Annotated in this window: 22 protein-coding genes and 1 riboswitch; of the genes, 14 read left to right on the top strand and 8 right to left on the bottom strand. The window is 61.5% G+C overall.

Annotated features, from left to right (window positions below; genetic code table 11):
- Positions 1–22: 22 nt before the first annotated feature.
- Positions 23–2,020, bottom strand: coding sequence for a transketolase (tkt, locus tag HX807_RS13685; protein WP_087693225.1), 1,998 nt, complete (start codon positions 2,018–2,020; stop codon positions 23–25).
- Between the two features lie 249 nt (positions 2,021–2,269).
- On the opposite strand from tkt, the gene HX807_RS13690 reads away from it, so the two are divergent.
- The 4 genes from HX807_RS13690 (at position 2,270) to HX807_RS13705 (ending at position 6,781) form a co-directional block, all read left to right on the top strand.
- Positions 2,270–3,265 (top strand): metalloregulator ArsR/SmtB family transcription factor, encoded by a 996-nt coding sequence (locus HX807_RS13690; protein WP_003216864.1) that lies wholly within the window; start codon positions 2,270–2,272, stop codon positions 3,263–3,265.
- A 19-nt stretch (positions 3,266–3,284) separates the two neighbouring features.
- Positions 3,285–4,475 carry a methionine adenosyltransferase gene (gene metK, locus HX807_RS13695; RefSeq protein WP_003216863.1) on the top strand — a complete coding sequence of 397 codons (1,191 nt, stop codon included), beginning with the start codon at positions 3,285–3,287 and terminating at the stop codon, positions 4,473–4,475.
- Positions 4,476–4,618: 143 nt separating this feature from the next.
- Entirely contained in the window at positions 4,619–6,304 is a 1,686-nt protein-coding gene (ligB, locus tag HX807_RS13700) for an NAD-dependent DNA ligase LigB (RefSeq protein WP_256349456.1), read from the top strand.
- A gap of 81 nt (positions 6,305–6,385) precedes the next feature.
- Positions 6,386–6,781, top strand: a complete 396-nt coding sequence (locus HX807_RS13705; protein ID WP_177050238.1) for a DUF1090 domain-containing protein — start codon at positions 6,386–6,388, stop codon at positions 6,779–6,781.
- A gap of 7 nt (positions 6,782–6,788) precedes the next feature.
- On the opposite strand, the gene HX807_RS13710 is transcribed toward HX807_RS13705, so the two are convergent.
- The gene (locus tag HX807_RS13710) at positions 6,789–7,238 is read right to left on the bottom strand and encodes a cytochrome c (RefSeq protein ID WP_008434083.1); all 450 of its coding nucleotides are present in this window, start codon (positions 7,236–7,238) and stop codon (positions 6,789–6,791) included.
- A gap of 128 nt (positions 7,239–7,366) precedes the next feature.
- Between HX807_RS13710 and HX807_RS13715 the strand changes: the two genes are divergently transcribed.
- Complete coding sequence (locus HX807_RS13715; protein WP_177009109.1) at positions 7,367–8,536, top strand: murein transglycosylase A; 1,170 nt, start codon at positions 7,367–7,369, stop codon at positions 8,534–8,536.
- 140 nt (positions 8,537–8,676) lie between these two features.
- On the opposite strand, the gene HX807_RS13720 is transcribed toward HX807_RS13715, so the two are convergent.
- Both HX807_RS13720 and HX807_RS13725 read right to left on the bottom strand, forming a co-directional pair.
- Positions 8,677–9,063: an MAPEG family protein gene (locus HX807_RS13720; RefSeq protein WP_003216858.1), complete on the bottom strand. Its 387-nt coding sequence runs from the start codon at positions 9,061–9,063 to the stop codon at positions 8,677–8,679.
- A gap of 31 nt (positions 9,064–9,094) precedes the next feature.
- Positions 9,095–9,928, bottom strand: a complete 834-nt coding sequence (locus HX807_RS13725) for an EamA family transporter (protein WP_063026578.1) — start codon at positions 9,926–9,928, stop codon at positions 9,095–9,097.
- A 155-nt stretch (positions 9,929–10,083) separates the two neighbouring features.
- On the opposite strand from HX807_RS13725, the gene HX807_RS13730 reads away from it, so the two are divergent.
- Positions 10,084–10,224 (top strand): hypothetical protein, encoded by a 141-nt coding sequence (locus HX807_RS13730; protein WP_177050241.1) that lies wholly within the window; start codon positions 10,084–10,086, stop codon positions 10,222–10,224.
- A gap of 157 nt (positions 10,225–10,381) precedes the next feature.
- Positions 10,382–11,647, top strand: coding sequence for a sodium:proton antiporter (locus tag HX807_RS13735; protein WP_008434094.1), 1,266 nt, complete (start codon positions 10,382–10,384; stop codon positions 11,645–11,647).
- On the opposite strand, the gene HX807_RS13740 is transcribed toward HX807_RS13735, so the two are convergent.
- Positions 11,641–12,528, bottom strand: a complete 888-nt coding sequence (locus HX807_RS13740) for a formate/nitrite transporter family protein (protein WP_008434095.1) — start codon at positions 12,526–12,528, stop codon at positions 11,641–11,643. The genes HX807_RS13735 and HX807_RS13740 overlap by 7 nt on opposite strands.
- Before the next feature lie 77 nt (positions 12,529–12,605).
- Positions 12,606–13,010 (bottom strand): acyl-CoA thioesterase, encoded by a 405-nt coding sequence (locus tag HX807_RS13745; RefSeq protein ID WP_003216852.1) that lies wholly within the window; start codon positions 13,008–13,010, stop codon positions 12,606–12,608.
- A gap of 198 nt (positions 13,011–13,208) precedes the next feature.
- Positions 13,209–13,314, top strand: a riboswitch (S-adenosyl-L-homocysteine riboswitch).
- 21 nt (positions 13,315–13,335) lie between these two features.
- Here HX807_RS13745 and ahcY point away from each other — a divergent pair.
- The 5 genes from ahcY (at position 13,336) to HX807_RS13770 (ending at position 19,903) form a co-directional block, all read left to right on the top strand.
- A complete protein-coding gene (gene ahcY, locus HX807_RS13750; RefSeq protein WP_003216850.1) occupies positions 13,336–14,745 on the top strand; it encodes an adenosylhomocysteinase in 1,410 nt (469 codons plus the stop codon).
- 174 nt (positions 14,746–14,919) lie between these two features.
- A complete protein-coding gene (gene metF, locus HX807_RS13755; protein WP_008434100.1) occupies positions 14,920–15,765 on the top strand; it encodes a methylenetetrahydrofolate reductase [NAD(P)H] in 846 nt (281 codons plus the stop codon).
- Positions 15,766–15,840: 75 nt separating this feature from the next.
- Positions 15,841–16,923, top strand: a complete 1,083-nt coding sequence (locus HX807_RS13760) for a hypothetical protein (protein WP_177009107.1) — start codon at positions 15,841–15,843, stop codon at positions 16,921–16,923.
- A gap of 70 nt (positions 16,924–16,993) precedes the next feature.
- A complete protein-coding gene (locus HX807_RS13765) occupies positions 16,994–17,797 on the top strand; it encodes an ABC transporter substrate-binding protein (protein ID WP_087693230.1) in 804 nt (267 codons plus the stop codon).
- Between the two features lie 222 nt (positions 17,798–18,019).
- Positions 18,020–19,903 carry a DEAD/DEAH box helicase gene (locus HX807_RS13770; protein WP_177050249.1) on the top strand — a complete coding sequence of 628 codons (1,884 nt, stop codon included), beginning with the start codon at positions 18,020–18,022 and terminating at the stop codon, positions 19,901–19,903.
- Between the two features lie 69 nt (positions 19,904–19,972).
- Here HX807_RS13770 and HX807_RS13775 read toward each other — a convergent pair whose 3' ends face one another.
- Both HX807_RS13775 and HX807_RS13780 read right to left on the bottom strand, forming a co-directional pair.
- Positions 19,973–20,569, bottom strand: a complete 597-nt coding sequence (locus HX807_RS13775) for a YceI family protein (protein ID WP_003216844.1) — start codon at positions 20,567–20,569, stop codon at positions 19,973–19,975.
- Positions 20,570–20,601: 32 nt separating this feature from the next.
- Positions 20,602–21,153, bottom strand: a complete 552-nt coding sequence (locus tag HX807_RS13780) for a cytochrome b (protein WP_003216842.1) — start codon at positions 21,151–21,153, stop codon at positions 20,602–20,604.
- Positions 21,154–21,433: 280 nt separating this feature from the next.
- Here HX807_RS13780 and HX807_RS13785 point away from each other — a divergent pair, with 280 nt between their 5' ends.
- Both HX807_RS13785 and HX807_RS13790 read left to right on the top strand, forming a co-directional pair.
- Complete coding sequence (locus HX807_RS13785; RefSeq protein ID WP_177020233.1) at positions 21,434–22,840, top strand: adenosylmethionine--8-amino-7-oxononanoate transaminase; 1,407 nt, start codon at positions 21,434–21,436, stop codon at positions 22,838–22,840.
- An 86-nt stretch (positions 22,841–22,926) separates the two neighbouring features.
- Positions 22,927–23,646: a 16S rRNA (uracil(1498)-N(3))-methyltransferase gene (locus tag HX807_RS13790; protein ID WP_087693231.1), complete on the top strand. Its 720-nt coding sequence runs from the start codon at positions 22,927–22,929 to the stop codon at positions 23,644–23,646.
- The last annotated feature ends 39 nt before the right edge of the window (positions 23,647–23,685 follow it).

Consider the following 23,685-nt stretch of genomic DNA (forward strand, 5'->3'; position numbering starts at 1 on the left):
AAGGGTCACCGCGTTCGAGCTTTTAGTCTTCCAGCAGCTCTTCAGCCTGACCCAGGATGTTTTCCAGGGTGAAACCGAACTCTTCGAACAACGCTGGCGCCGGCGCCGACTCACCGTAGGTGGTCATGCCGATCACGCGACCTTCCAGGCCCACGTACTTGTACCAGTAGTCGGCGTGAGCCGCTTCGATGGCGATACGTGCGCTGACCTGCAACGGCAATACCGATTGCTTGTAGTCGGCGTCCTGGGCTTCGAAGACGCTGGTGCACGGCATGGAAACCACGCGCACGTTGCGACCTGCGGCCGTCAACTTGTCGTACGCCTGAACCGCCAGGCCCACTTCCGAACCGGTGGAGATCAGGATCAACTCCGGCTCGCCGATGCAGTCTTTCAGCACGTAGCCACCACGGCTGATGCCTTCGATCTGCGCCGCGTCGCGGGTTTGGTGCTGCAGGTTCTGACGGGAGAAGATCAGCGCCGAAGGGCCGTCCTTGCGCTCGATCGCGTGCTTCCAGGCCACAGCCGACTCGACTGCGTCCGATGGGCGCCAGGTATCGAGGTTCGGCGTGGTGCGCAGGCTGGTCAATTGCTCGACCGGCTGGTGCGTCGGGCCGTCTTCGCCCAGGCCGATGGAGTCGTGGGTGTAGACGAAGATCACACGCTTTTTCATCAACGACGCCATGCGTACGGCGTTGCGGGCGTATTCCATGAACATCAGGAAGGTCGCGCCGTAAGGCACCAGGCCGCCGTGCAGGGCAACGCCGTTCATGATGGCGCTCATGCCGAACTCGCGCACGCCGTAGTACATGTAGTTGCCGCTGGCGTCTTCCGCCGAGACACCTTTGCAACCTTTCCACAGGGTCAGGTTGGAACCGGCCAGGTCAGCCGAACCGCCGAGGAACTCAGGCAGCAGCGGGCCGAACGCGTTCAGGGTGTTCTGGCTGGCTTTACGGCTGGCGATGGTTTCGCCCTTGGCCGCCACTTCGGCGATGTAGGCCGAGGCCTTTTCAGCGAAGTCGGCAGGCAGGTCACCGGCCAGGCGGCGAACCAGTTCGTTGGCCAACTCAGGGAATTCGGCGGAGTAGGCCGCGAAACGCTGGTCCCACTCGGCTTCGACCGCCAGGCCGGCTTCCTTGGCGTTCCACTCGGCGTAGATGTCAGCCGGGATTTCGAACGGGCCGTGGTTCCACTTCAGCGCAGCGCGGGTCAGGGCGATTTCCGCGTCACCCAGTGGGGCGCCGTGGCAGTCTTCTTTACCTTGCTTGTTCGGCGAACCGAAGCCGATGGTGGTCTTGCAGCAGATCAGGGTTGGCTGCTCGCTTTTGCGGGCCGTCTCGATCGCAATCTTGATTTCTTCCGGGTCATGACCGTCGACATTGCGGATCACCTGCCAGTTGTAGGCTTCGAAACGCTTCGGTGTGTCGTCGGTGAACCAGCCTTCGACTTCGCCGTCGATGGAGATGCCGTTGTCATCGTAGAAGGCGATCAGCTTGCCCAAGCCCAGGGTACCGGCCAGGGAGGCGACTTCGTGGGAAATGCCTTCCATCATGCAGCCATCACCGAGGAACACGTAGGTGTGGTGGTCGACAATGTTGTGGTTCGGGCGGTTGAACTGCGCAGCCAGCACTTTTTCAGCCAGGGCAAAACCCACGGCGTTGGCCAGGCCCTGGCCCAGTGGACCGGTGGTGGTCTCTACGCCAGGGGTGTAGCCGTATTCCGGGTGGCCCGGGGTGCGGCTGTGGATCTGGCGGAAGTTTTTCAGGTCGTCGATGGTGACGTCGTAGCCGGTCAGGTGCAGCAACGAGTAGATCAGCATCGAGCCGTGGCCGTTGGACAGGATGAACCGGTCACGGTCGGCGAACGACGGGTTGCTCGGGTTGTGTTTCAGGTAGTCACGCCAAAGTACCTCGGCGATATCCGCCATGCCCATCGGGGCACCGGGATGGCCGCTGTTGGCTTTTTGCACGGCATCCATGCTGAGGGCACGAATGGCGTTGGCACGCTCACGACGGCTGGGCATCGCTGATCTCCTGGAGGTTGAATAAAAGAAACGGAAAAAAGGATCGGCATTTTCCCTCAGCCACGGCCCTCGGGGCAATGACAGATAGTCACTTGGGGGTGTTTTTCCTGCGGATTGACTGGAGAAACCGCCCCCCGCTTCGTCCATGGGTTATAGCGGCTGCTTATAACCACCGATTATCGACCAATATCAAAACTTTTTGATATTGCCCTTGCGGGGTTTTCCCACCGTCACTAGACTGCTGGCCTTATGAACCTGAGCGCACCTTCCATTCGACCCGACGACAGCGACGAGCTGGCGGCCCTGTGCAAGGCCGGTGGCGATCCGTTGCGCCTGAATGTGTTGCGCGCGCTGACCAACGATTCGTTCGGGGTGCTGGAGCTGGCGCAGATCTTCGCCATCGGCCAATCCGGCATGAGCCACCACTTGAAGGTACTGGCCCAGGCCGACCTGGTGGCGACCCGCCGCGAGGGCAATGCGATTTTTTACCGTCGCGCCCTGCCCCACACCGAACAGTTGGGCGGCAAGCTGCACGCTGCGCTGCTGGAAGAAATAGACAGCCTGGCCCTGCCGGCTGACGTGCAGTCGCGCATCAGCCAGGTGCACGGGCAACGTGCTGCCGCCAGCCAGGACTTTTTCTCACGGGTAGCCGAGAAGTTTCGCGCCCAGCAGGATCTGATCGCCGGCTTGGCGCAATACCGCGAAAGCGTGCTGGCACTTTTGGACAAGCTGAGCTTCAGTGATGAGGCTACGGCGGTTGAAGTGGGCCCGGGTGACGGCGGCTTCCTGCCGGAGCTGGCGCGGCGCTTTCATCAGGTCACGGCGCTGGACAACAGCCCGGCGATGCTGGAGCTGGCCCGCCAATTGTGTGAGCGCGAAGCGCTGGGCAATGTCCACCTGCAGTTGGCGGACGCCCTGAATGACACCAGCCTGCGGGCCGATTGCGTGGTGCTGAACATGGTCCTGCACCATTTCGCCGCCCCGGCAGACGCCCTCAGGCAGATGGCGAATTTGCTGCAACCAGGCGGCAGCCTGTTGGTCACGGATTTATGCAGCCACAACCAGAGTTGGGCCAGGGAAGCCTGCGGTGATCTCTGGCTGGGTTTTGAACAGGACGATCTGGCCCGTTGGGCCACCGCTGCGGGACTCGTTCCCGGGGAAAGCCTCTATGTAGGTTTACGTAATGGTTTCCAGATTCAGGTCCGCCATTTTCAGCGGCCGGCTGGCGACACTCACCATCGGTAAATATCAGGAAAACATCGAGATGAGCGAATACTCCCTTTTCACCTCCGAGTCCGTGTCTGAAGGGCATCCGGACAAAATCGCCGACCAGATCTCTGACGCGGTGCTGGACGCCATCATCGCTGAAGACAAGTTCGCCCGAGTGGCGTGCGAGACTCTGGTGAAAACGGGCGTGGCGATCATCGCCGGCGAAGTCACCACCTCTGCCTGGGTAGACCTGGAGCAGATCGTGCGTGATGTGATCATCGACATCGGCTACAACAGCTCCGACGTCGGCTTCGACGGTGCGACCTGCGGCGTGATGAACATCATCGGCAAGCAGTCCCCTGACATCAACCAGGGTGTCGACCGTGCCAAGCCTGAAGATCAGGGCGCCGGCGACCAGGGCCTGATGTTCGGCTATGCCAGCAACGAAACCGACGTGCTGATGCCGGCACCGATCACCTTCTCCCACCAGTTGGTGAAGCGCCAGGCCGAAGCCCGTAAATCCGGTGCACTGCCATGGCTGCGCCCGGACGCCAAGTCCCAGGTGACCTGCCGTTATGAAGGCGGCAAAGTCGTCGCCATCGACGCGGTGGTACTGTCGACCCAGCACAACCCGGACGTTTCCTACGCCGACCTGCGCGAAGGCGTCATGGAGCTGATCGTCAAGCACGTGCTGCCTGCCGAACTGCTGACCAAGGACACCCAGTTCCACATCAACCCGACCGGCCAGTTCATCATCGGTGGCCCGGTGGGCGACTGCGGCTTGACCGGTCGCAAGATCATCGTCGACAGCTACGGCGGCATGGCCCGTCACGGCGGTGGCGCGTTCTCCGGCAAGGATCCATCCAAGGTTGACCGTTCGGCGGCCTACGCCGGTCGTTACGTGGCCAAGAACATCGTGGCCGCCGGCCTGGCCGAGCGTTGCGAGATTCAGGTGTCCTACGCAATCGGTGTGGCCCAGCCTACGTCGATCTCGCTGAACACCTTCGGTACCGGCAAGATCAGCGACGACAAGATCGTCAAGCTGGTGCGTGAGATCTTCGACCTGCGTCCTTACGCAATCACCACCATGCTCGACCTGCTGCACCCGATGTACCAGGAAACTGCGGCCTACGGCCACTTCGGTCGTACCCCTGAGCAGAAGACTGTCGGCAACGACACGTTCACTACGTTCACCTGGGAAAAGACCGACCGTGCCAACGACCTGCGTACTGCCGCCGGTCTGTAATCGTCCTACGGTGTACACAAAGCCCCGGCGTTCTGTTCAAGCGAGCAGAAACATCGGGTAAAAAGCCTCGCGGTTGCGGGGCTTTTTTATGCCCGCGGGGATGGCTTAGGCTGGGCGCCCTTTTCAGAGCAAGGATGCTCATGATGACGTCACTTATGCGCTGGCTGTTTTTCCTTTTACTCAGCTTCTCGCCACTCACTGCGTGGTCGCAGGGGTGCCCCGACTGGGAGGCCGATCACGCCCGGGCCCAGATCAGCACCCTGGCGCAACAAATCCGCTTGTGGGATGACAGCTACCACCGGCTCGGCCAGTCATTGATCAGCGATGAGCTGTATGACCAGGCCAGCCAGCGCCTTGCCCAATGGCGCAGGTGTTTCACTCCCTCCGCCCCAGTCACGGACGACCCGCTGGGCAGCGCGCGAGGCACGACCGCCCACCCGACGCCCCACACCGGCCTGGAAAAACTGCTGGACGATAACGCCGTGCAAACCTGGCTGGGGACTCGCCAGGACGTGTGGATCCAGCCCAAGGTCGATGGCGTCGCCGTCACGCTGGTTTACCGCAAGGGCCGGTTGAGCCGGGTCATCAGTCGCGGCGATGGCCGGCTGGGCCAGGATTGGTCAGCCTCCGCCCGCCGGATTCCGGGGATCGTGCAGCAACTGCCCGAGCCCGTTGACCTGCTGTTGCAGGGCGAACTCTATTGGCGACTGAATGACCATGTGCAAGCTGCCAAAGGTGGCCTCGGCGCCCGCGGCAAAGTGGCCGGGCTGATGAATCGCCGGCAGTTGAGCGAAGCCGAGGCCGCCAATATCGGTCTGTTTGTCTGGGCCTGGCCCCAGGGCCCCGATGACTTTTCCGAGCGGCTGAGCCAGCTGGCGCAGTGGGGCTTCACCGACAGCGGGCGCTACAGCCACCCGATCAAGGACATGACCGAAGCGGCGCACTGGCGCAGCTATTGGTACAGCCACCCGCTGCCCTTCGCCAGCGACGGCGTGGTATTGCATCAAGGCCAGCGGGCCCCGGCCGAGCGCTGGCGGGTCAGCGCGCCCTACTGGGCGGTTGCCTGGAAGTACCCGGTGGTCAAGGCACTGGCCCATGTGCGCAAGGTGCACTTCAAGATTGGCCGCACCGGGCGCATCACCTCCATCCTGGAGTTGGAACCGGTACTGCTCGATGACCGGAAGATCAGCCGGGTCAGTGTCGGTTCGCTGAAACGCTGGCGGGAACTGGATATCCGTACTGGCGACCAGGTCTCCATCAGCCTCGCCGGGCACGTCATCCCACGCCTTGACCGCGTCATCCTGCGCAGCCAGCCACGGGCCGAGTTGCAGGTCCCGCAGGCCAGGGACTTCCACCCCTTGAGTTGCTGGCAACTGGCCCCGGGTTGCGAAGAACAGCTGCTCGCGCGCCTGACCTGGCTGAGCGGCGCCCAGGGCCTGGCCCTGCCACACATCGGCCGCGAAACCTGGAACACCTTGATCCAGGCCGGCCTGATCGACGGCCTGCTCGATTGGTTAACCCTGGATGAGGCAGAGCTTGCTAACATTGATGGCTTCGGCGAACGCAGCAGTGCGCGTTTACTCGACAGCTTGCGCAGCGCCCGGCAGCGACCGTTCGCGCAATGGCTGATGGCCCTGGGAGTACCGCCCACGGCCCGCAACAATCTACAAGGCGGCTGGCAAACCCTGGCCGCCAGAGACACTCAAGCCTGGCTGGCCGAAGACGGCATAGGCCCGGGTCGCGCGGCGCAACTGAGCGCTTTTTTTCGCGACCCGCAGGTGCTGGCCTTGAGTGAAACATTACGGGCTGCCGGGATAGATGGTTTTTGACCTCTGCCCGACGGCATTAACCGGTGCCGGCAGAATTCATCCTGCCCACCTGATTGCGACCTTGTTTGCCTTGGAGCCTTTATGAAATTTCTTGCACCTTTTGCCCTGTTGACCGTCGCTACCCTTATGTCCGCGCCATTGCTGGCAGCCGAGGAAGCTGCGCCACTCACAGGCTGCGCCGCCAAGCGCGAGTCCATCAGCACCCAGATCGAACAAGCCAAGGCCCACGGCAACAGTGAGCGACAAGCCGGCCTGGAAAAAGCCTTGAGTGAAGTCACCGCCAACTGCACCGATGCCTCCTTGAAAAAGGAGCGGGAAAACAAGGTGCTCGACGCCAAGCACGAAGTCAGCCGCCGTCAGGCTGACCTCGACAAGGCCATGAAGAAGGGTGATTCCGACAAGATCAACAAGCGCAAGGACAAGCTGGCCCAGTCACGCAAGGACTTGCAGGAAGCCCTGGACGAACTGGACAAGTAAGACGGCCTCAGTGATCGCGGAACTGTTTATGGCACGCGGTGCAGGCATCTTCGACTTTCTGCACCGCCGGCCCGAGGTTGCTGGCCTTGTAGGGCTGGACCTGGCTGGCGATCACCAATTCACCGGTGGCCGTTTCAAGGTTTCGAGCCATTTCCTGGAAGCGTGCCTGCTGCTGCCACACGTCGTCCTTGGCGCTGGTGTGGTCTTCTTCACGCACGCTCGGGAAATGTTTCCACGGTTCGTGGGACAACGCATCAAGCTTGACCGCGCCTTCGGCAAATTTGCCGCCGTCGAATGGAATGCGCCCACGCAACATGCCGCCCAGGTCTTCGCCGGTCTTGAGCATCTGCTTGAAAATGGCCTTGCGCTGGCCAAGGGGCGAATTCGGATCAACCCCGCCGCAGGCGGACAGTGTCAGGCAGGCCAGCAATACAACGGTCAGTCTTTTAAAAGTCATGATGGCTCAAGGTCACGGGAAACGGCAGCCAGTATCCTCGCCCCGCCCGCAAAGACCAATACCCCTATTAATAATAAGGGTTGCTCGAACGCCAGCCGATACGAGCAATCGCTTCAGGAATTTTGTGTATGAATACCCGTTTTAAGCCTTGGCGCCGCCTCGTGTGGGCCCTGCCAATGATCGCGCTGCTGGCCGGTTGCGACACCGGCAAGGACGAAAAAGCCAAGCCCCACGCCATCGCCACCTACGTTGGCGCCACCTGGGAAAACCTGCCGGCCGTGTCGGACAGCGACCTGCAAGCCGGCTTCGAATCCTGGCGCAGTGCCTGTCAACGCCTCAAGGCTGACCCGGTATGGGGCGCGACGTGCGCGGCATCGGCCACCGTGCCGTCGACCGCAGTGGCGATTCGTGACTTCCTCAAGGCCAACCTCGACGTCTACGGCCTGCGCTCGGCAGACAACAGCCCCAACGGCCTGATCACAGGCTACTACGAACCGGTTTACCCCGGCAGCCTCACCGAAACCGCCACCGCCCATGTACCGGTGTTCGGCGTACCGGATGACCTGATCATCGTCAACCTGGAAAGCATCTACCCGGAGCTCAAGGGCAAGCGCCTGCGCGGTCGCCTGGAAGGCCGGGTACTCAAACCCTATGACGACGCCAGCACCATCAACCACCAAGGCTCCACCGCCAAGCCCATCGCCTGGCTGACCAACCCGATGGACCTGCAATTCCTGCAGATCCAGGGTTCGGGTCGTATCCAACTGGCCGACGGCCGCCAATTGCGGGTGGGTTACGGCGACCAGAACGGTTACCCGTACCGCCCCATCGGCCGCTGGTTGGTGGAGCAGGGCGAGCTGAAAAAAGAAGACGTGACCATGGGCGCCATCGCGGCCTGGGCCAAGGCGCATCCGCAGCGTATTCCTGAATTGCTGGCAAGCAACCCCAGCTACGTGTTCTTCAGTGCCCGCCCCGACAGCAACGAGGGCCCGCGTGGCTCGCTGAACGTGCCGCTGACTGCGGGGTATAGCGTTGCGGTGGATCGCAAGGTGATTCCGCTGGGCAGCCTGTTGTGGCTGTCGACTACCCGACCGGATGGTGCGCCGATTGCCCGCCCGGTGGCTGCGCAGGATACCGGTGGTGCAATTACCGGCGAAGTGCGGGCCGACCTGTTCTGGGGAACCGGTGATGCCGCTGGTGAGTTGGCGGGCAACATGAAGCAGCAGGGCCAGATCTGGATGCTGTGGCCCAAAGGCGCAGCGTTGCCAAAAGTGCCGGACGCGCCGACAGGCACCTGAAGAACACCAAGGTCTATGTGGGAGCGGGCTTGTGTGGGAGCGGGCTTGCTCGCGAATGCGGTGTGTCAGTCGATACATCCGGTGACTGACTCACCGCATTCGCGAGCAAGCCCGCTCCCACATTTGAACAGTGTCAGGCTTCAGATCGAGACGAAGAAGAAGCTCGCAATCAACGCCATCCCCACCGCCCACACCACCGACCGCAGCATCGCCCAGTCCGCCAGGTAGCAGATGATGTAGAGCAACCGGCTGGTAATAAACAGCACCGCCAATACGTTGATCGTTACCAGCGACGCAACGCCAGCCAGATGGGCAATGATCACCGCCGCCGCAAAGGCCGGGGTCACTTCGAAGCTGTTGAGTTGCGCACTGTGGGCGCGCTTGGCAAACCCCTCGAGGGTGTCGAGGAACGCCCGCGGGTCATGGTTCTGCCGGGGCCCGAACTTGCCGCCGCTGAACTTGGCCACGCCCGTGCACAGGTACGGCAGAAAAATTGCGATCAACACACACCAGAAAGCGACTGTCATAACCCATTCCTTTTTTAGTTTTATCCGACGGTTAGAGTTTCATCACGAACATGCCGATCAGCACCAACCCACAGGCTATGAGCCGTGGGCGGCCGAAAGGTTCTTTCAGGTAACGCATGCCGAACAGCACCACCAGGATCACGCTGACTTCCCGCAGCGCAGCGGCTTCGGCAATCGAGCCCAACTGCATGGCCCAAAGCACCAGAGCGTAGCTCAACAACACGCACAACCCGACACTCAGCCCCAGCCTCCACTGCGTGCGCCAGAACAGCCCGAACGCCGCCCGTTTGCGCACCATCGCCAGCAAAGGAAACGGCCATGCGCTTATCAGCGTCAGCCACACCAGGTAGTCCAGCGGGTGTGACCAACGGCGCAATGCCTGGCCATCGAGGAAGGTGTAGCAACCGATACACAGGCCGATCAACGCCACCACCGGCAGCATCGACCAGGGCAACCGGTCGCCACCGCCGCCCTGCCACAACAGGCATAGCATGCCGAACGGGATCAGCAGAATGCCGAGAATCTGCTGGGTACTGAGCACCTCACCGGCAAACACCAGCGTCAGCGCCAGCACCACCAAAGGCGACAAGCCGCGCATCAATGGGTACACCAGGCCCAGGTCACCCACGCGATAGGCCTGGATCAGCAGGTAGCGGTAGAGCAACTCAAACAACGCCGAGGCGATGATCCACGGCCAGATTTCCAGTGGCGGAAACGATACAAACCCCACCGCCAGCACCACAAACAGCAATGCCACCGTGTCCATGCACGCGATGACCAACAGGCGCTCGCCGCTGAATTTGATCAAGGTGTTCCACGTCGCATGCAACAACGCCGCTACCAGTACCAGAGCTGTTGCAATCACGGTGACTCCCCAGTCATAAAAAGCGGAATTGATTCGCCATATTTCAGCACCTGTTTATACTAAAGCCGACCACGCCGCACTCAGTTGCGCAAAGACTTGGACCAATAAATTTTTGCTGCTGCCCGATCTTCGCCGATCCGGGCGTCGGCCTGCGTATGCCTGATCAGAGGGTCGCGATTACCGAAGGAGAACCTCACCTGCCGCTCGGCGCCTGGATCGGCGGGATGGTGGTGGCGGCACTTTTGTTCATCGACCTGCAACGTCGTCGCCCTGCTGCGGTCAACGTAGCCAACTGATAAATGTGTTCTGTGTGGGAGCTGTCGAGCTTTAGCGAGGCTGCGATACAGGCGCTGCGGTCTTGCAGCCTCACCCAGGTGATGCCATCGCAGCCTCGCTGGGGCTCGACAGCTCCCACATATGATCTCTACTCACTCCTCCATCCAAGGACCCCGGATGCTTGAACTTGTCGCTGCGTTTATTTGCCTGACCACCCTGCTCACGTATGTGAACTACCGCTTCATCGGCCTGCCGCCCACCATCGGTGTGATGGTCACGGCACTGATGTTTTCCCTGCTGCTGCAAGGCTTGAGCTTTATCGGCTACCCCGGCCTTGAAGAGCGCATCCAGCAGTTGATCGGCCAGATCGACTTCGGCGACCTGCTGATGAACTGGATGCTCTCGTTCCTGCTGTTCGCCGGCGCCTTGCACGTCAACCTGAGCGACCTGCGCAGCTACCGCTGGCCCATCGGCCTGCTCGCCACCTTCGGCGTACTGATTGCCACGGTGGTGATCGGCAGCCTGGCCTTCTACATCTTTGCCCTGTTCGGCTGGCACGTGAGTTTCCTGTACTGCCTGCTGTTCGGCGCGCTGATTTCCCCCACCGACCCGATTGCCGTGCTCGGTGTGCTGCGGACCGCCAATGCGTCGAAACCGCTGAAAACCACCATCGTCGGCGAATCGCTGTTCAACGACGGCACCGCGGTGGTGGTGTTCACCGTGTTGCTGGGCATCGCGCAACTGGGCGAGACGCCTACGGTCGGCGCCACGGCCATGCTGTTTGCCCATGAGGCGATTGGCGGCGTGGTGTTTGGCGGGCTGATCGGCTACATCGTGTACCTGATGATCAAGAGCATCGAGCAGTATCAGATCGAAGTGATGCTGACCCTGGCCCTGGTGATCGGCGGCTCGGCGATGGCCACTGAACTGCACGTCTCGGCACCCATTGCGATGGTGGTGGCGGGGCTGATCATCGGCAACCTCGGCCGCAAGCTGGCGATGAACGACATGACCCGGCGCTACCTGGACGGCTTCTGGGAACTGCTCGATGACATGCTCAACGCCCTGCTGTTTGCGCTGATCGGCATGGAACTGCTGCTGTTGCCGTTCAACTGGCTGCACGTGTTGGCCGCCAGTTTGCTGGCCGTGGCAATCCTGTTGTCACGCCTGCTGACGGTGGCCCCGGCGATCCTGCTGCTGCGGCGCTGGCGCACGGTGCCCCGCGGCACCATCCGCATCCTCACCTGGGGTGGCTTGCGCGGCGGGGTTTCCGTGGCACTGGCCCTGGCCCTGCCACTGGGCCCGGAGCGTGACTTGCTGCTGAGCATCACCTACATCGTGGTGCTGTCTTCGATCCTGTTGCAGGGCTTGAGCATCGGCAAGCTGGTCAAGCATGTGACCAAGGATGAGCCGGCGCCTGCTGCGGCGCCGGAGACTCACTGACCCTTGTTGATCTGCTGCGGATGCCTCGGGTCCGCAGCGGCTTTGCCCGGCAGGCTGCTTTCGCTGCGAATCTGCGCATGGCTGATCAGCGCAAAGATAAAGCTGCCGCCGATGATATTGCCCGCCAGCGTCGGCCCGGCGAACACCAGCCAGAAGTCTTTCCACGGCAGCTCGCCGGCGAATACCAGGTACGACACTTCCGCCGAGCCCACCACGATGTGGGTGAAGTCTCCCAGTGCCATCAGGTAGGTGATCAGGATGATGATCCAGATTTTGGCGCTTTCCATGGAGGGGATCATCCACACCATGGTGGCGATCATCCAGCCCGACACGATGCCCTTGGCGAACATCTGGTAGGCGTCGTTTTCCATGACCTTGCGCCCGATTTCCAGGAAGGCCAGGTCGGTCTTGGTGTCAAAGATCGGCAAGTGCAGCATCACGTACGCCACCAGCAAGGTGCCGCACAGGTTGCCCACCAGCACCACGGCCCATAAACGCAGCAGGCGTGCGAAATTCTTCAGCGTGGGTTTGCTCATCACCGGCAACACCGCGGTCAGGGTGTTTTCGGTGAATAACTGCTGACGGGCGAGGATCACGGCAAGAAAGCCGGCGCAGTAACCAAAACTGGCGATCACCTTGAACTCTTCGCCATCCGGCAGGCGCGAGTTGAGCAAGCCCATGCCCATCAGTGACAGGCCCATGGTCAGGCCGGCGGCCAGCGCCGACCACCACAACGCGGCGACGTTGCGCTCCAGTTCCTGATCGCCTTGAGTGCGGATGATTTCATGCAGAACCGCCGCGCGAGGCGGCTGGTTCTTGTCGACGTCGTGCTGCTCTTCCTGCGACAGATTGGGGGTCTTGCCGTCTTCTTGCGTGGCCATGGTGATACCTGAACGGGGGGGCGATGTTCAGGTACGACCTATGGTTGATCAAGAGCGTTCACTGGCCCTGCGCAGGATTACTCGCCGAGGCCTTCCGACTGGAACTGATCCTTCACGTACTTGATCTCGGTACGGCCGTGGGGCGCCGGCAACCCGTCTTCGCCCAGGTTCACGAAGACCATTTTTTCCACCGTCAGAATGCTCTTGCGCGTGATCTTGTTGCGCACTTCACAGGTCAGGGTGATGGAGGTGCGACCGAACTCGGTGGCGGTGATGCCCAGTTCGATGATGTCGCCCTGGCGCGAGGCGCTGACGAAGTTGATTTCGGAGATGTACTTGGTCACCACCCGCTGGTTGCCCAACTGGACAATCGCGTAGATGGCCGCTTCTTCGTCGATCCAGCGCAGCAGGCTGCCACCGAACAGGGTGCCGTTGGGGTTGAGGTCTTCGGGTTTTACCCATTTGCGAGTGTGGAAGTTCATGTTCACTCCAAAGCGTGTTGCGAAATGATGGGCAACATCATGGCAGAGGCCGGGCCCAAGCTCTATGAGCCATTGCCTATCAACCCCATGAGCGATCTTCATGCCGCCGACAGAAAGGCTTTAGAAGTCAGGCGCAGGCGGCTATAATCGCCTCCGCTTCAAAACGGTCATCTTCGATTGATACCGTTCTCCCGCCACCTGTCCGAGGGGCGCTGCAGCAGGCTCGACCTGTCAGGCTCGGATGGGGCGTTGTCCGGCCTGGTTAGCCAGCTGGATACTAAACGCACAACGGCGCCCATTCGCACACTACGAATGGAGGCTCTTCATGAGCGCTGTAATCACGCCTGCAGGTTTTACCGACTACAAAGTCGCCGACATGTCCCTCGCTGCCTGGGGCCGTCGCGAAACCTTTATCGCCGAATCCGAAATGCCAGCCCTGATGGGCCTGCGTCGCAAGTACGCCGCTGAGCAGCCGCTCAAGGGCGCGAAGATTCTCGGCTGCATCCACATGACCATTCAGACTGCCGTGCTGATCGAAACCCTGGTTGCCCTGGGTGCCGAAGTACGCTGGTCGTCCTGCAACATTTTCTCGACTCAAGACCAGGCCGCTGCCGCTATCGCTGCTGCCGGTATCGCCGTGTTCGCCTGGAAAGGCGAAACCGAAGAAGAGTACGAGTGGTGCCTGGAGCAAACCATCCTCAAGGATGGCAAGCCATGGGACGCCAACATGATCCTCGACGACGGCGGCGACCTGACCGAGCTGCTGCACAAGAAATACCCGCAGATCCTCGACCGCGTCCACGGCGTGACCGAAGAAACCACCACCGGCGTTCACCGCCTGCTGGACATGCTGGCCAAGGGCGAGCTGAAAATCCCGGCCATCAACGTCAACGACTCGGTGACCAAGAGCAAGAACGACAACAAGTACGGCTGCCGTCACAGCCTGAACGATGCGATCAAGCGCGGCACCGACCACCTGTTGTCCGGCAAGCAAGCGCTGGTGATCGGCTACGGTGACGTGGGCAAGGGTTCGTCCCAGTCCCTGCGTCAGGAAGGCATGATCGTTAAAGTCTCCGAAGTCGACCCGATCTGCGCCATGCAAGCCTGCATGGACGGTTTCGAAGTGGTTTCGCCGTTCATCAACGGCCAGAACGACGGCACCGAAGCCAGCATCGACAAGGCCCTGCTGGGCAAGATCGACCTGATCGTGACCACCACCGGCAACGTGAACGTGTGCGACTCGAACATGCTCAAGGCCCTGAAAAAGCGCGCCGTGGTGTGCAACATCGGTCACTTCGACAACGAAATCGACACCGCTTTCATGCGCAAGAACTGGGCATGGGAAGAAGTGAAGCCACAGGTACACAAGGTTCACCGTACCGGTGCTGGCGATTTCGACCCGCAGAACGATGACTACCTGATCCTGCTGGCCGAAGGCCGTCTGGTCAACCTGGGCAACGCCACTGGCCACCCAAGCCGCATCATGGATGGCTCGTTCGCCAACCAGGTACTGGCGCAGATCTTCCTGTTCGGCCAGAAATACGCCGACCTGTCGCCCGCCCAGAAAGCCGAGCGCCTGACCGTGGAAGTACTGCCGAAGAAACTCGACGAAGAAGTGGCCCTGGAAATGGTCCGCGGCTTCGGCGGCGTAGTGACTCAACTGACCAAGACCCAGGCCGACTACATCGGCGTGACGGTCGAAGGCCCGTTCAAGCCGCACGCTTACCGCTACTGATTTGCCTGCTGCCTGCTCCCCATGTGGGGGCAGGCTTTTGTGGGAGCGGGCTTGCTCGCGAAGGCGGTGTGTCAGTCGACTTATCTACTACTGACATACCGCCTTCGCGAGCAAGCCCGCTCCCACATTGACGGTGTGCACCTTCTGGCTTTATGAGTTTCCATAGGTATGACCATGTCCCAAGACCGTCGCTACAGCTTCGAGTTCTTCCCGACCAAGACCGATGCTGGGCATGAAAAACTGATGGCAACTGCCAAGCAGTTGGCCAGCTACCACCCCGATTTCTTCTCCTGCACCTACGGTGCCGGTGGCTCCACCCGCGATCGCACGATCAACACCGTGCTGCAGCTGGAAAGCCAAGTCAAAGTACCTGCAGCTCCGCATTTGTCCTGCGTGGGCGACAGCAAGGCCGACCTGCGCAGCCTGCTGACCCAATACAAGCAAGCCGGCATCAAGCGCATCGTCGCCCTGCGCGGTGACCTGCCCTCCGGCATGGGCATGGCCAGCGGCGAGCTGCGCTACGCCAATGACCTGGTGAGCTTCATTCGCGAAGAAACCGGCGATCACTTCCACATCGAAGTGGCCGCTTATCCGGAGATGCACCCCCAGGCGCGCAATTTCGAAGACGATCTGCAGAATTTCGTGCGCAAGGCCAACGCCGGCGCCAACAGCGCGATCACCCAGTACTTCTTCAACGCAGAGAGCTACTTCTACTTCGTTGAGCGTGTACAAGCGATGGGCGTGAACATCCCGATCGTGCCGGGCATCATGCCGATCACCAACTACAGCAAACTGGCGCGCTTCTCTGACGCCTGCGGCGCGGAAATCCCACGCTGGATTCGTAAACAACTGGAAGCCTACGGCGACGACGTCAAGAGCATCCAGGCGTTCGGCGAACAGGTCATCAGCGAAATGTGTGAACAATTGTTGCAAGGTGGCGCGCCAGGGTTGCACTTCTATACCCTGAACCAGGCTGAGCCAAGCCTCGCTGTCTGGAACAACCTGAAGCTGCCACGCTAAGGTCTGTTCCGAAATGCAAAGGCCCTCATAATGAGGGCCTTTGCCGTTCTAAACGCCCACGGAATTCTGCAGTCCATGAATACATCCGCCCCGACGTCCCGCCCGCAACTGGTCTACCTGGTGTTCGGCGCAGAGACTTACCATCAGGAAGCGGTATTCAGCATCGCCAGCGCCCTGTCGTTCCTGCGGGACGAGCCGGACACAGGCATCGACATCCAGGTCTTCACCGACAACCCCGAGCCCTACCGCCTGCTGCCAGTACGGGTACGCCCGCTGGACGAAGCCACGCGCAAACGCTGGAGCGAGCCTCACGGCTACCACTTTCGCACCAAGCACGTAGTGCTGCGGCAAGTGTTGCAAGAATCCGAAGTGGCGCTGCTGATCGACACCGATACGTTTTTCCACCATTCGCCCCTGGCGCTGTTTGAACGCGTGCAGCCGGGCACCCTGCTGTGCAACGCCTTCTACACCAAGTACGGCGACAACCACGAAAGCATTCTGTACAGCGCCCTGTACCAGCGCCTGCTGGACATGGGCGTGGCCGACGATGACATGATGACCCTCAATTCCGGGGTCATGGGCCTGACGCAGCAGGACGCGCACATCCTCGACCGCTCGATCGAGTTGATGGACGAACTGTTTCCCCATGCCCAGGGCGCCTACACCCTGGAAGAGTTCTGCCTGTCCATTGCCGCCTATCGCACCCTCAACGTGCGCGAATGCCCGGACCTGATCCACCACTACTGGAGCCGCAAGCAGCTGTTCCGGGCCAAGGTCAAGGCGTGGATCGCCAAGCATGGGGCAAACCCCACCAGCGCCACGGCCCTCGATGACACGCGCCAGGTTTCCGCCCACCTGCCCCGCCCGCCTCGTCTGCAACGCTTGATGTACAAGCTGATCACCCTGGCACTGCCCAAGCACCAACAGCAGTTCATCCGGGAAATCCTCTACGGCTGCTACGAACATGAAAACGAGTTCGACCAGGCGTGTGGCCCGGTTTGGTGGGACAAGGCCCGACAAAACCAGGAAGAGCGCCAGGGCCGACCGGTGGATGCCCATCTGCTGGAGCACTGGTTTGGCAATCCCGTGGTGCGGCTGATTCTCGGCGAGCGGCGCGAGGCGATCTACGAACACCTGATCAAATCTCCGGACAAGTAAACCTGGCGGGCGCCCGCAGATCACTGTGCCAGAGCTTCTCTTTAGCCCGATACAGTCGTAATCTCAGGGTATGCCTGTCACTTTCCGGTTATTGACTGCTGTTCTTTTCGCTTGCCTGAGCCTCGGTGCCCATGGCGAGAAACTGCGCATTGTCACCGAGCCCTGGGCGCCTTACGTCTACGACGACAACGGCACCATGCGCGGGCTCGACTACGAGACCACGGTGATCGTGTTCCAGCGCCTGGGCATCGATGTGGATTGGCAATTCCTGCCCTGGAAGCGCTGCCTGGCGATGCTCGACCAGGGCCAGGCCGACGGCGCACTGGATATTTTCCATAGCCATGAACGCGACGCGGTGCTGCTGTACCCCAGCGAGCCGCTGTCCGAGGTGGAGTTCGTGCTGTTCTACGCCAATCAGCGCCCACACCCGTTCCAGACCTTCGACGACCTGCGCGGCCTGACCATCGGCACCTCGCCAGGCTACCTCTATGGCGCCGAATTCAGCGAGTCCACCCTCTTCAAGCAGGAGCCGGCCGCCAGCCATGAGGCCAACTTCGGCAAACTGGCCCTTGGCCGGATCGACCTGGTGATCACGGACCGTCGGGTTGGCCAGCATGTACTCAAGGCCCTTGGACTTGAGGACCAGGTCACCCAGGCTCCCCAGGTAGTCAGCAGCCAGCCTCAGTTCCTGGCCGTGCGCCGCGGGGCGGGCATGGATTTGCTGGTGCAACGCTTCGCCGCCGAACTCAAACGCTTCAAGCAAGAGCCTGCCTACGCGGCCTTGAGCGCCAAATATGCAGGCAGCAGCCCGCAAACCAGCGCATCAGCCCTGCCCGTACGCACCGTTGAGCAGCAGGAAAGCGGCGCAGAGTGATTGCTCTGTTATACTCCGGCCTTTCCGCCAGGCTTACGCCCGGACGCTTCGGTCTTGCAAAAGGCACCCGACCCCGCTACAGCGCAGCTTTCAAGCCCGCGCGAGCCGTCTGAGTGCCCGCCAGCCCCAGCAGGACCGGACGGGATTGCGTTCATCTAAACGCCATTCACGCCAGGCAAGACTATCCCTCTGGGCCAAGCCCTAACTAAAACAGGATTACTCATGTCCTTTGCTTCCCTCGGTCTCTCCGAGGCTTTAGTCCGCGCCATCGAGGCAGCGGGCTATACCGAGCCTACTCCGGTGCAACAGCGGGCCATTCCCGCCGTGTTGCAAGGCCGCGACCTGATGGTTGCGGCTCAGACAGGTACTGGTAAAACCGGCGGCTTCGCCCTTCCGATCCTGGAGCGGTTGTTCCCCAACGGTCACCCGGACAAATCCCAGCGTCATGGCCCGCGCCAACCGCGCGTACTGGTCCTGACCCCTACCCGCGAACTCGCCGCCCAAGTGCATGACAGCTTCAAGCTGTATGCCCGCGACTTGAAGTTCGTCAGCGCCTGCATCTTCGGCGGCGTCGGCATGAACCCACAGGTTCAGGCCATGTCCCGCGGTGTCGACGTACTGGTTGCATGCCCGGGTCGCTTGCTCGACCTGTGCGGCCAAGGCAGCGTCGATTTGTCCCACGTGGAAATCCTCGTGCTGGACGAAGCCGACCGCATGCTCGACATGGGCTTTGTCCATGACGTGAAAAAGGTCCTCGCGCGCCTGCCGGCCAAACGCCAGAACCTGCTGTTCTCGGCCACGTTCTCCAACGACATCACCGCGTTGGCGGGCAAGTTGTTGCACAACCCCGAGCGCATTGAAGTCACGCCGCCGAACACCACGGTCGAGCGTATCGAGCAGCGCGTATTCCGCCTGCCGGCCGCCCACAAGCGTTCGCTGCTGGCCCACCTGATCACCGCCGGCGCGTGGGAACAGGTGCTGGTGTTCACCCGCACCAAGCACGGCGCCAACCGCCTGGCCGAGTACCTGGACAAGCACGGCCTCACCGCCGTCGCGATCCACGGCAACAAGAGCCAGAATGCCCGCACCAAAGCCCTGGCCGACTTCAAGGCCGGTGAAGTGCGCATCCTGGTCGCCACCGACATCGCCGCTCGCGGCCTGGACATCGACCAACTGCCCCACGTGGTCAACTTCGAGCTGCCAAACGTCGATGAAGACTACGTGCACCGTATCGGCCGTACTGGCCGGGCCGGTCGTTCGGGCGAGGCCATTTCCCTGGTCGCACCGGACGAAGAAAAGCTGCTGAAAAGCATCGAGCGCATGACCAAGCAGAAAATCGCCGACGGCGACCTGATGGGCTTCGACTCCAGCGCCGTTGAGGCCGAGAAGCCTGAAGTGCGCGAACGTCCGGACGTGCGCAACCCGCGCAACAGCCCACGCGGTCCAAAGGGCGATGGCCCGAACGGCGGCGGCGGCGGTGGCGGTCGTAAAGACAAGGGCAAGGACAAGGGCGGCAAGGACAAGGCTGCGACCAATGGCCGTGGCGAACGCCCGGCCCGTGAGCAAAAGCCCCGTGAAGGCACCCCGGCCCGCGAACAGCGCCAGCCGAGCCAGCCGCCACGTGCTGCTGCCGACCGTGCTCCGGACGAGTTCCTGGACGACGACGTGGACAACTTCGGTAACCGCGTTGACTACGTGCCCCAGGCCAAGCCGGCCCAGGGCCGTGGTCGCCGTCCGGGCGCTCCGGCCCAGGGCGCAGGCGCCGGTACTCCGCGTACCGGCGGGCAGCCACAAGGTCGCCAGAACGGTCCGCGCAGCAGCAACGGCGCCACCACCGGCACCCCGCCTGCCAAGCGCAGCGGCCCGCGCAACGGTGCACCGCGTGACGGCCAGGCCCGTCGCGAAGAATCGCGCAACCGTCGCCCGGCCCGTGATGATCAACCTCGCCTGTCGGAGCCAGCGGTGCAAAACCCGCGCGGCGGCCCGGCACCGAAGATCATCCACAAAGAGTCGAAAAGCGATCGCACGCTGACACCTGAGCAGTTGGATCAACTGCCGGGCCGTCCACGTGGTGAAAAACCGGCGTTGCTGACCCGCAACCGCTGAGTTTTCAAAGCGCCATAAAAAATGCCCCGGATCGCGAGATCCGGGGCATTTTTGTGTGGCCGGCGAAAATTACTTCGCTTTCACACCTTCAAACGTCACGTACAGCTCAACGTTGTTGGACGCTGGACCCAGGTCCATCTGCTTGCCGAAGTCCTGGCGATTGAAGGAGGTAGTACCTTCAAAGCCGGCACGGTAGCCGCCCCATGGATCCTTGCCTTCACCCAGGAAGGTCGCCTTGACGACGATCGGCTTGGTCACGCCGTGAAAGGTCAGGTCGCCGGTCACGTCAGCAGTGACTTGGCCAGCGGCATTCTTGCCAGTGGTCTTGACGCTGGTGGAGACGAACTTGGCATCGGCAAACTTGCCAACGTCCAGGAAGTCTTTGCTGGCGATGTGCTTGTCACGTTCGGCGTGGTTGGTGAACACGCTGGCGGTGCGGACGTTGAACTCAATCTTGCTGTCTTCAGGCTTGGCAGCATCGAAGCTGAACTTGCCGTCCAGGTCCTTGAAGGTACCGGTGATGAAGCTGTAGCCCAAGTGGCTGATCTTGAAGTCAACGAAGGCGTGCTGGCCTTCCTTGTCGACAACGTAGTCAGCTGCCATCGCCTGACCGGCAGTCAGCAGGGCAGAACCGATGGCCAGAGCGGCGAGAGTCTTTTTCAACATGCTTTCTATTCCTTGTGAGTCGAGGTTGAACATCAGGCTTTGCGCCCCAGCATACGAACCAGGGTCACATCACGATCAATGAAATGGTGTTTCAGCGCGGCCACGCCATGCAGGCCGGCGAACACCACCAATACCCAGGCCAGGTACAAATGCACCACGCCTGCAGTGTCTGCCTGGTCCGGTAGCCCGGAAACCAGCGCAGGAATCTCAAACAGGCCAAACACCGGGATCCCGACACCGTCTGCGGTGGAAATCAGGTAACCGGCAATCATCACGGCAAACAGCCCGAGATACAGGAACGCGTGGCCAAACGCAGCCCCCAGACGCGTCATGCGGCTATAGCTGGCAAGCGGTGGCGGCGGCGGGCTGACCAGGCGCCAGACGATCCGCACGAGCATGATGGCGAACAGCGTAATGCCGATGCTCTTGTGCAGGTCCGGGGCGTCTTTGCGCCAGGCACTGTAGTAGTCGAGACCGACCATCCACAGGCCCAATGCGAACAGACCGAACACCACCAGGGCCACGCCCCAGTGCAAAACGATGCTGACCCAGCCATAGCGGGCCGGTGAATTACGTAGTTGCATGTCCCAAATCCCGTAAGAGCTGTGGCAAGACTATCGATTTACCTATCGAATTAAAGCGGAAAATTTCGCTTTGAAATATCGAGAAATACGATCAAGAGCGTATGCAGAGTAAGTTAACAAGAGATTAAGGACTATCCAGAAGAAACGTGACGGACTGTCCTGCGTTTACCACCAATTTACGCTTCAGACTCGCAATGGGTTGTGACACAGGCCTGCATTGCATAGGCTTGCGCGATTGTTTCGCCCGCGCACGTCGCGAGCCGCTTCGAGGAGAATGAACATGGGTTTGAATAACCAGTGGATGCAACGCGACCTTGCGGTGCTGTGGCATCCCTGCACCCAGATGAAAGACCACCAGCAACTGCCGCTGATCCCGATCAAGCGCGGTGAAGGCATCTGGCTGGAAGACTTCGAAGGCAAACGCTACCTCGACGCCGTCAGTTCCTGGTGGGTCAACGTGTTTGGCCACGCCAACCCGCGCATCAACCAGCGCATCAAGGACCAGGTCGACCAGCTGGAACACGTGATCCTCGCCGGTTTCAGTCACCAGCCGGTAATCGAGCTGTCCGAGCGCCTGGTGAAGATGACCCCCGAAGGCCTGACCCGCTGCTTCTATGCTGACAACGGCTCGTCGTGCATCGAAGTCGCGCTGAAGATGAGCTTTCACTATTGGCTCAACCGCGGCCTGCCGAACAAGAAGCGCTTTGTCACCCTGACCAACAGCTACCACGGCGAAACCATCGCCGCGATGTCGGTTGGCGATGTGCCGCTGTTCACCGAGACCTATAAAGCCCTGCTGCTGGACACCATCAAGGTGCCGAGCCCCGACTGCTACCTGCGCCCCGACGGCATGAGCTGGGAAGAACATTCCCGGAACATGTTCCTGGCCATGGAGCAGACCCTGGCCGAAAACCACGACACCGTGGCCGCCGTGATCGTCGAGCCGCTGATCCAGGGCGCCGGCGGCATGCGCATGTACCACCCGGTGTACCTCAAGCTGCTGCGCGAAGCCTGCGACCGTTATGGCGTACACCTGATCCACGACGAAATCGCCGTGGGCTTTGGCCGCACCGGTACGATGTTCGCCTGTGAACAGGCCGGCATCCGCCCGGACTTCCTGTGCCTGTCCAAGGCCCTGACCGGCGGCTACCTGCCGCTCGCCGCGGTGGTCACCACCGACGATGTGTACGACGCCTTCTACGACGACTACCCGACCCTGCGCGCCTTCCTGCACTCCCACAGCTACACCGGCAACCCGCTGGCCTGTGCGGCGGCCCTGGCGACCCTGGATATCTTCGAAGAAGACAACGTCATCGAAAACAACAAGGCCCTGGCCCAGCGCATGGCCACCGCCACCGCGCACCTGGTGGCCCATCCGCACGTCTCGGAAGTGCGCCAGACCGGCATGGTGCTGGCCATCGAGATGGTGCAGGACAAGGCCACCAAGACCGCCTACCCGTGGCAGGAACGCCGTGGCCTGAAGGTGTTCGAACATGCGCTGGAGCGAGGCGCGTTGCTGCGGCCGTTGGGCAGCGTGGTGTACTTCCTGCCGCCCTATGTGATCACCCCGGAGCAGATCGACTTCCTGGCTGAAGTGGCCAGCGAAGGGATCGACATTGCCACCAACAGCAAGGTCAGCGTGGCGGTGCCCAAGGATTTCCACCCGGGGTTTCGTGATCCGGGCTGATTGAGTTGATCGTTCCCACGCTCCGCGTGGGAATGCAGCCATGGACGCTCCGCGTCCGCCCTGCACACTATTTCCAGAGAACAGAAATGAGACTGTCCCGCTTTTTTGTCGACGCCCCCCTGAGCCTTGGCGACCACGAGTTGCCGGAAGCCCAGGCGCACTACATCAGCCGCGTATTGCGCATGAGCGAAGGCGACCCCGTGCAGTTGTTCGACGGTTCCGGCCAGGAGTTTCGCGCCAGCTTGCTGGAAGTCGGCAAAAAACGCGTGGTGGTGCAAGTCACCGAAACCTTCGCCGGGCAGGTCGAGTCGCCATTGCAGATTCACCTCGGCCAGGGCCTGTCCCGTGGCGAGCGAATGGACTGGGCGATCCAGAAAGCCACCGAGCTTGGGGTGAATGAAATCACCCCGATCTTCAGCGACCGCTGCGAAGTGCGCCTCAAGGACGAACGCGCCGACAAACGCCTGCAGCACTGGCGCCAGGTGGCGATCAGCGCGTGCGAGCAGTGCGGTCGCTCGCGAGTGCCGGTGATTCACCCACCGCTGTTGCTGGCGGATTGGTTGAAACAGGCCGAAGCGGATTTGAAGCTGGTGCTGCACCCGGTGGCCGAGCCCCTGGTGAGCCACGCCAAGCCTGGGAGCCTGGCCTTCCTGATCGGGCCGGAGGGTGGATTGACTGATGGGGAAGTCGAGACGGCACAAGGTGCGGGGTTTCATGCCGCACGGCTGGGCCCACGGGTGCTGCGTACCGAAACTGCGCCAGTCGTGGCGCTGGCCGTAGCCCAACAACTCTGGGGCGACTTCTAAACCCGTTTTGCAAACCCCATCAAATGTGGGAGCGGGCTT

Source organism: Pseudomonas sp. D8002, assembly GCF_013385695.1.
Lineage (GTDB): Bacteria > Pseudomonadota > Gammaproteobacteria > Pseudomonadales > Pseudomonadaceae > Aquipseudomonas.

Bases quoted from the DNA above. Each gene is read 5' to 3' on its own strand.
- HX807_RS13705 (WP_177050238.1), top strand. From the start codon at position 6,386: ATGAAATTTCTTGCACCTTTTGCCCTGTTGACCGTCGCTACCCTTATG.
- metF (WP_008434100.1), top strand. From the start codon at position 14,920: ATGTCCCAAGACCGTCGCTACAGCTTCGAGTTCTTCCCGACCAAGACC.
- ligB (WP_256349456.1), top strand. From the start codon at position 4,619: ATGACGTCACTTATGCGCTGGCTGTTTTTCCTTTTACTCAGCTTCTCG.
- HX807_RS13790 (WP_087693231.1), top strand. From the start codon at position 22,927: ATGAGACTGTCCCGCTTTTTTGTCGACGCCCCCCTGAGCCTTGGCGAC.
- HX807_RS13775 (WP_003216844.1), bottom strand. From the start codon at position 20,569: ATGTTGAAAAAGACTCTCGCCGCTCTGGCCATCGGTTCTGCCCTGCTG.
- HX807_RS13690 (WP_003216864.1), top strand. From the start codon at position 2,270: ATGAACCTGAGCGCACCTTCCATTCGACCCGACGACAGCGACGAGCTG.
- HX807_RS13715 (WP_177009109.1), top strand. From the start codon at position 7,367: ATGAATACCCGTTTTAAGCCTTGGCGCCGCCTCGTGTGGGCCCTGCCA.
- HX807_RS13785 (WP_177020233.1), top strand. From the start codon at position 21,434: ATGGGTTTGAATAACCAGTGGATGCAACGCGACCTTGCGGTGCTGTGG.
- ahcY (WP_003216850.1), top strand. From the start codon at position 13,336: ATGAGCGCTGTAATCACGCCTGCAGGTTTTACCGACTACAAAGTCGCC.
- HX807_RS13770 (WP_177050249.1), top strand. From the start codon at position 18,020: ATGTCCTTTGCTTCCCTCGGTCTCTCCGAGGCTTTAGTCCGCGCCATC.
- HX807_RS13730 (WP_177050241.1), top strand. From the start codon at position 10,084: ATGCCTGATCAGAGGGTCGCGATTACCGAAGGAGAACCTCACCTGCCG.
- HX807_RS13765 (WP_087693230.1), top strand. From the start codon at position 16,994: ATGCCTGTCACTTTCCGGTTATTGACTGCTGTTCTTTTCGCTTGCCTG.
- HX807_RS13720 (WP_003216858.1), bottom strand. From the start codon at position 9,063: ATGACAGTCGCTTTCTGGTGTGTGTTGATCGCAATTTTTCTGCCGTAC.
- HX807_RS13745 (WP_003216852.1), bottom strand. From the start codon at position 13,010: ATGAACTTCCACACTCGCAAATGGGTAAAACCCGAAGACCTCAACCCC.
- HX807_RS13710 (WP_008434083.1), bottom strand. From the start codon at position 7,238: ATGACTTTTAAAAGACTGACCGTTGTATTGCTGGCCTGCCTGACACTG.
- HX807_RS13760 (WP_177009107.1), top strand. From the start codon at position 15,841: ATGAATACATCCGCCCCGACGTCCCGCCCGCAACTGGTCTACCTGGTG.
- metK (WP_003216863.1), top strand. From the start codon at position 3,285: ATGAGCGAATACTCCCTTTTCACCTCCGAGTCCGTGTCTGAAGGGCAT.
- HX807_RS13735 (WP_008434094.1), top strand. From the start codon at position 10,382: ATGCTTGAACTTGTCGCTGCGTTTATTTGCCTGACCACCCTGCTCACG.
- HX807_RS13780 (WP_003216842.1), bottom strand. From the start codon at position 21,153: ATGCAACTACGTAATTCACCGGCCCGCTATGGCTGGGTCAGCATCGTT.
- HX807_RS13740 (WP_008434095.1), bottom strand. From the start codon at position 12,528: ATGGCCACGCAAGAAGACGGCAAGACCCCCAATCTGTCGCAGGAAGAG.
- tkt (WP_087693225.1), bottom strand. From the start codon at position 2,020: ATGCCCAGCCGTCGTGAGCGTGCCAACGCCATTCGTGCCCTCAGCATG.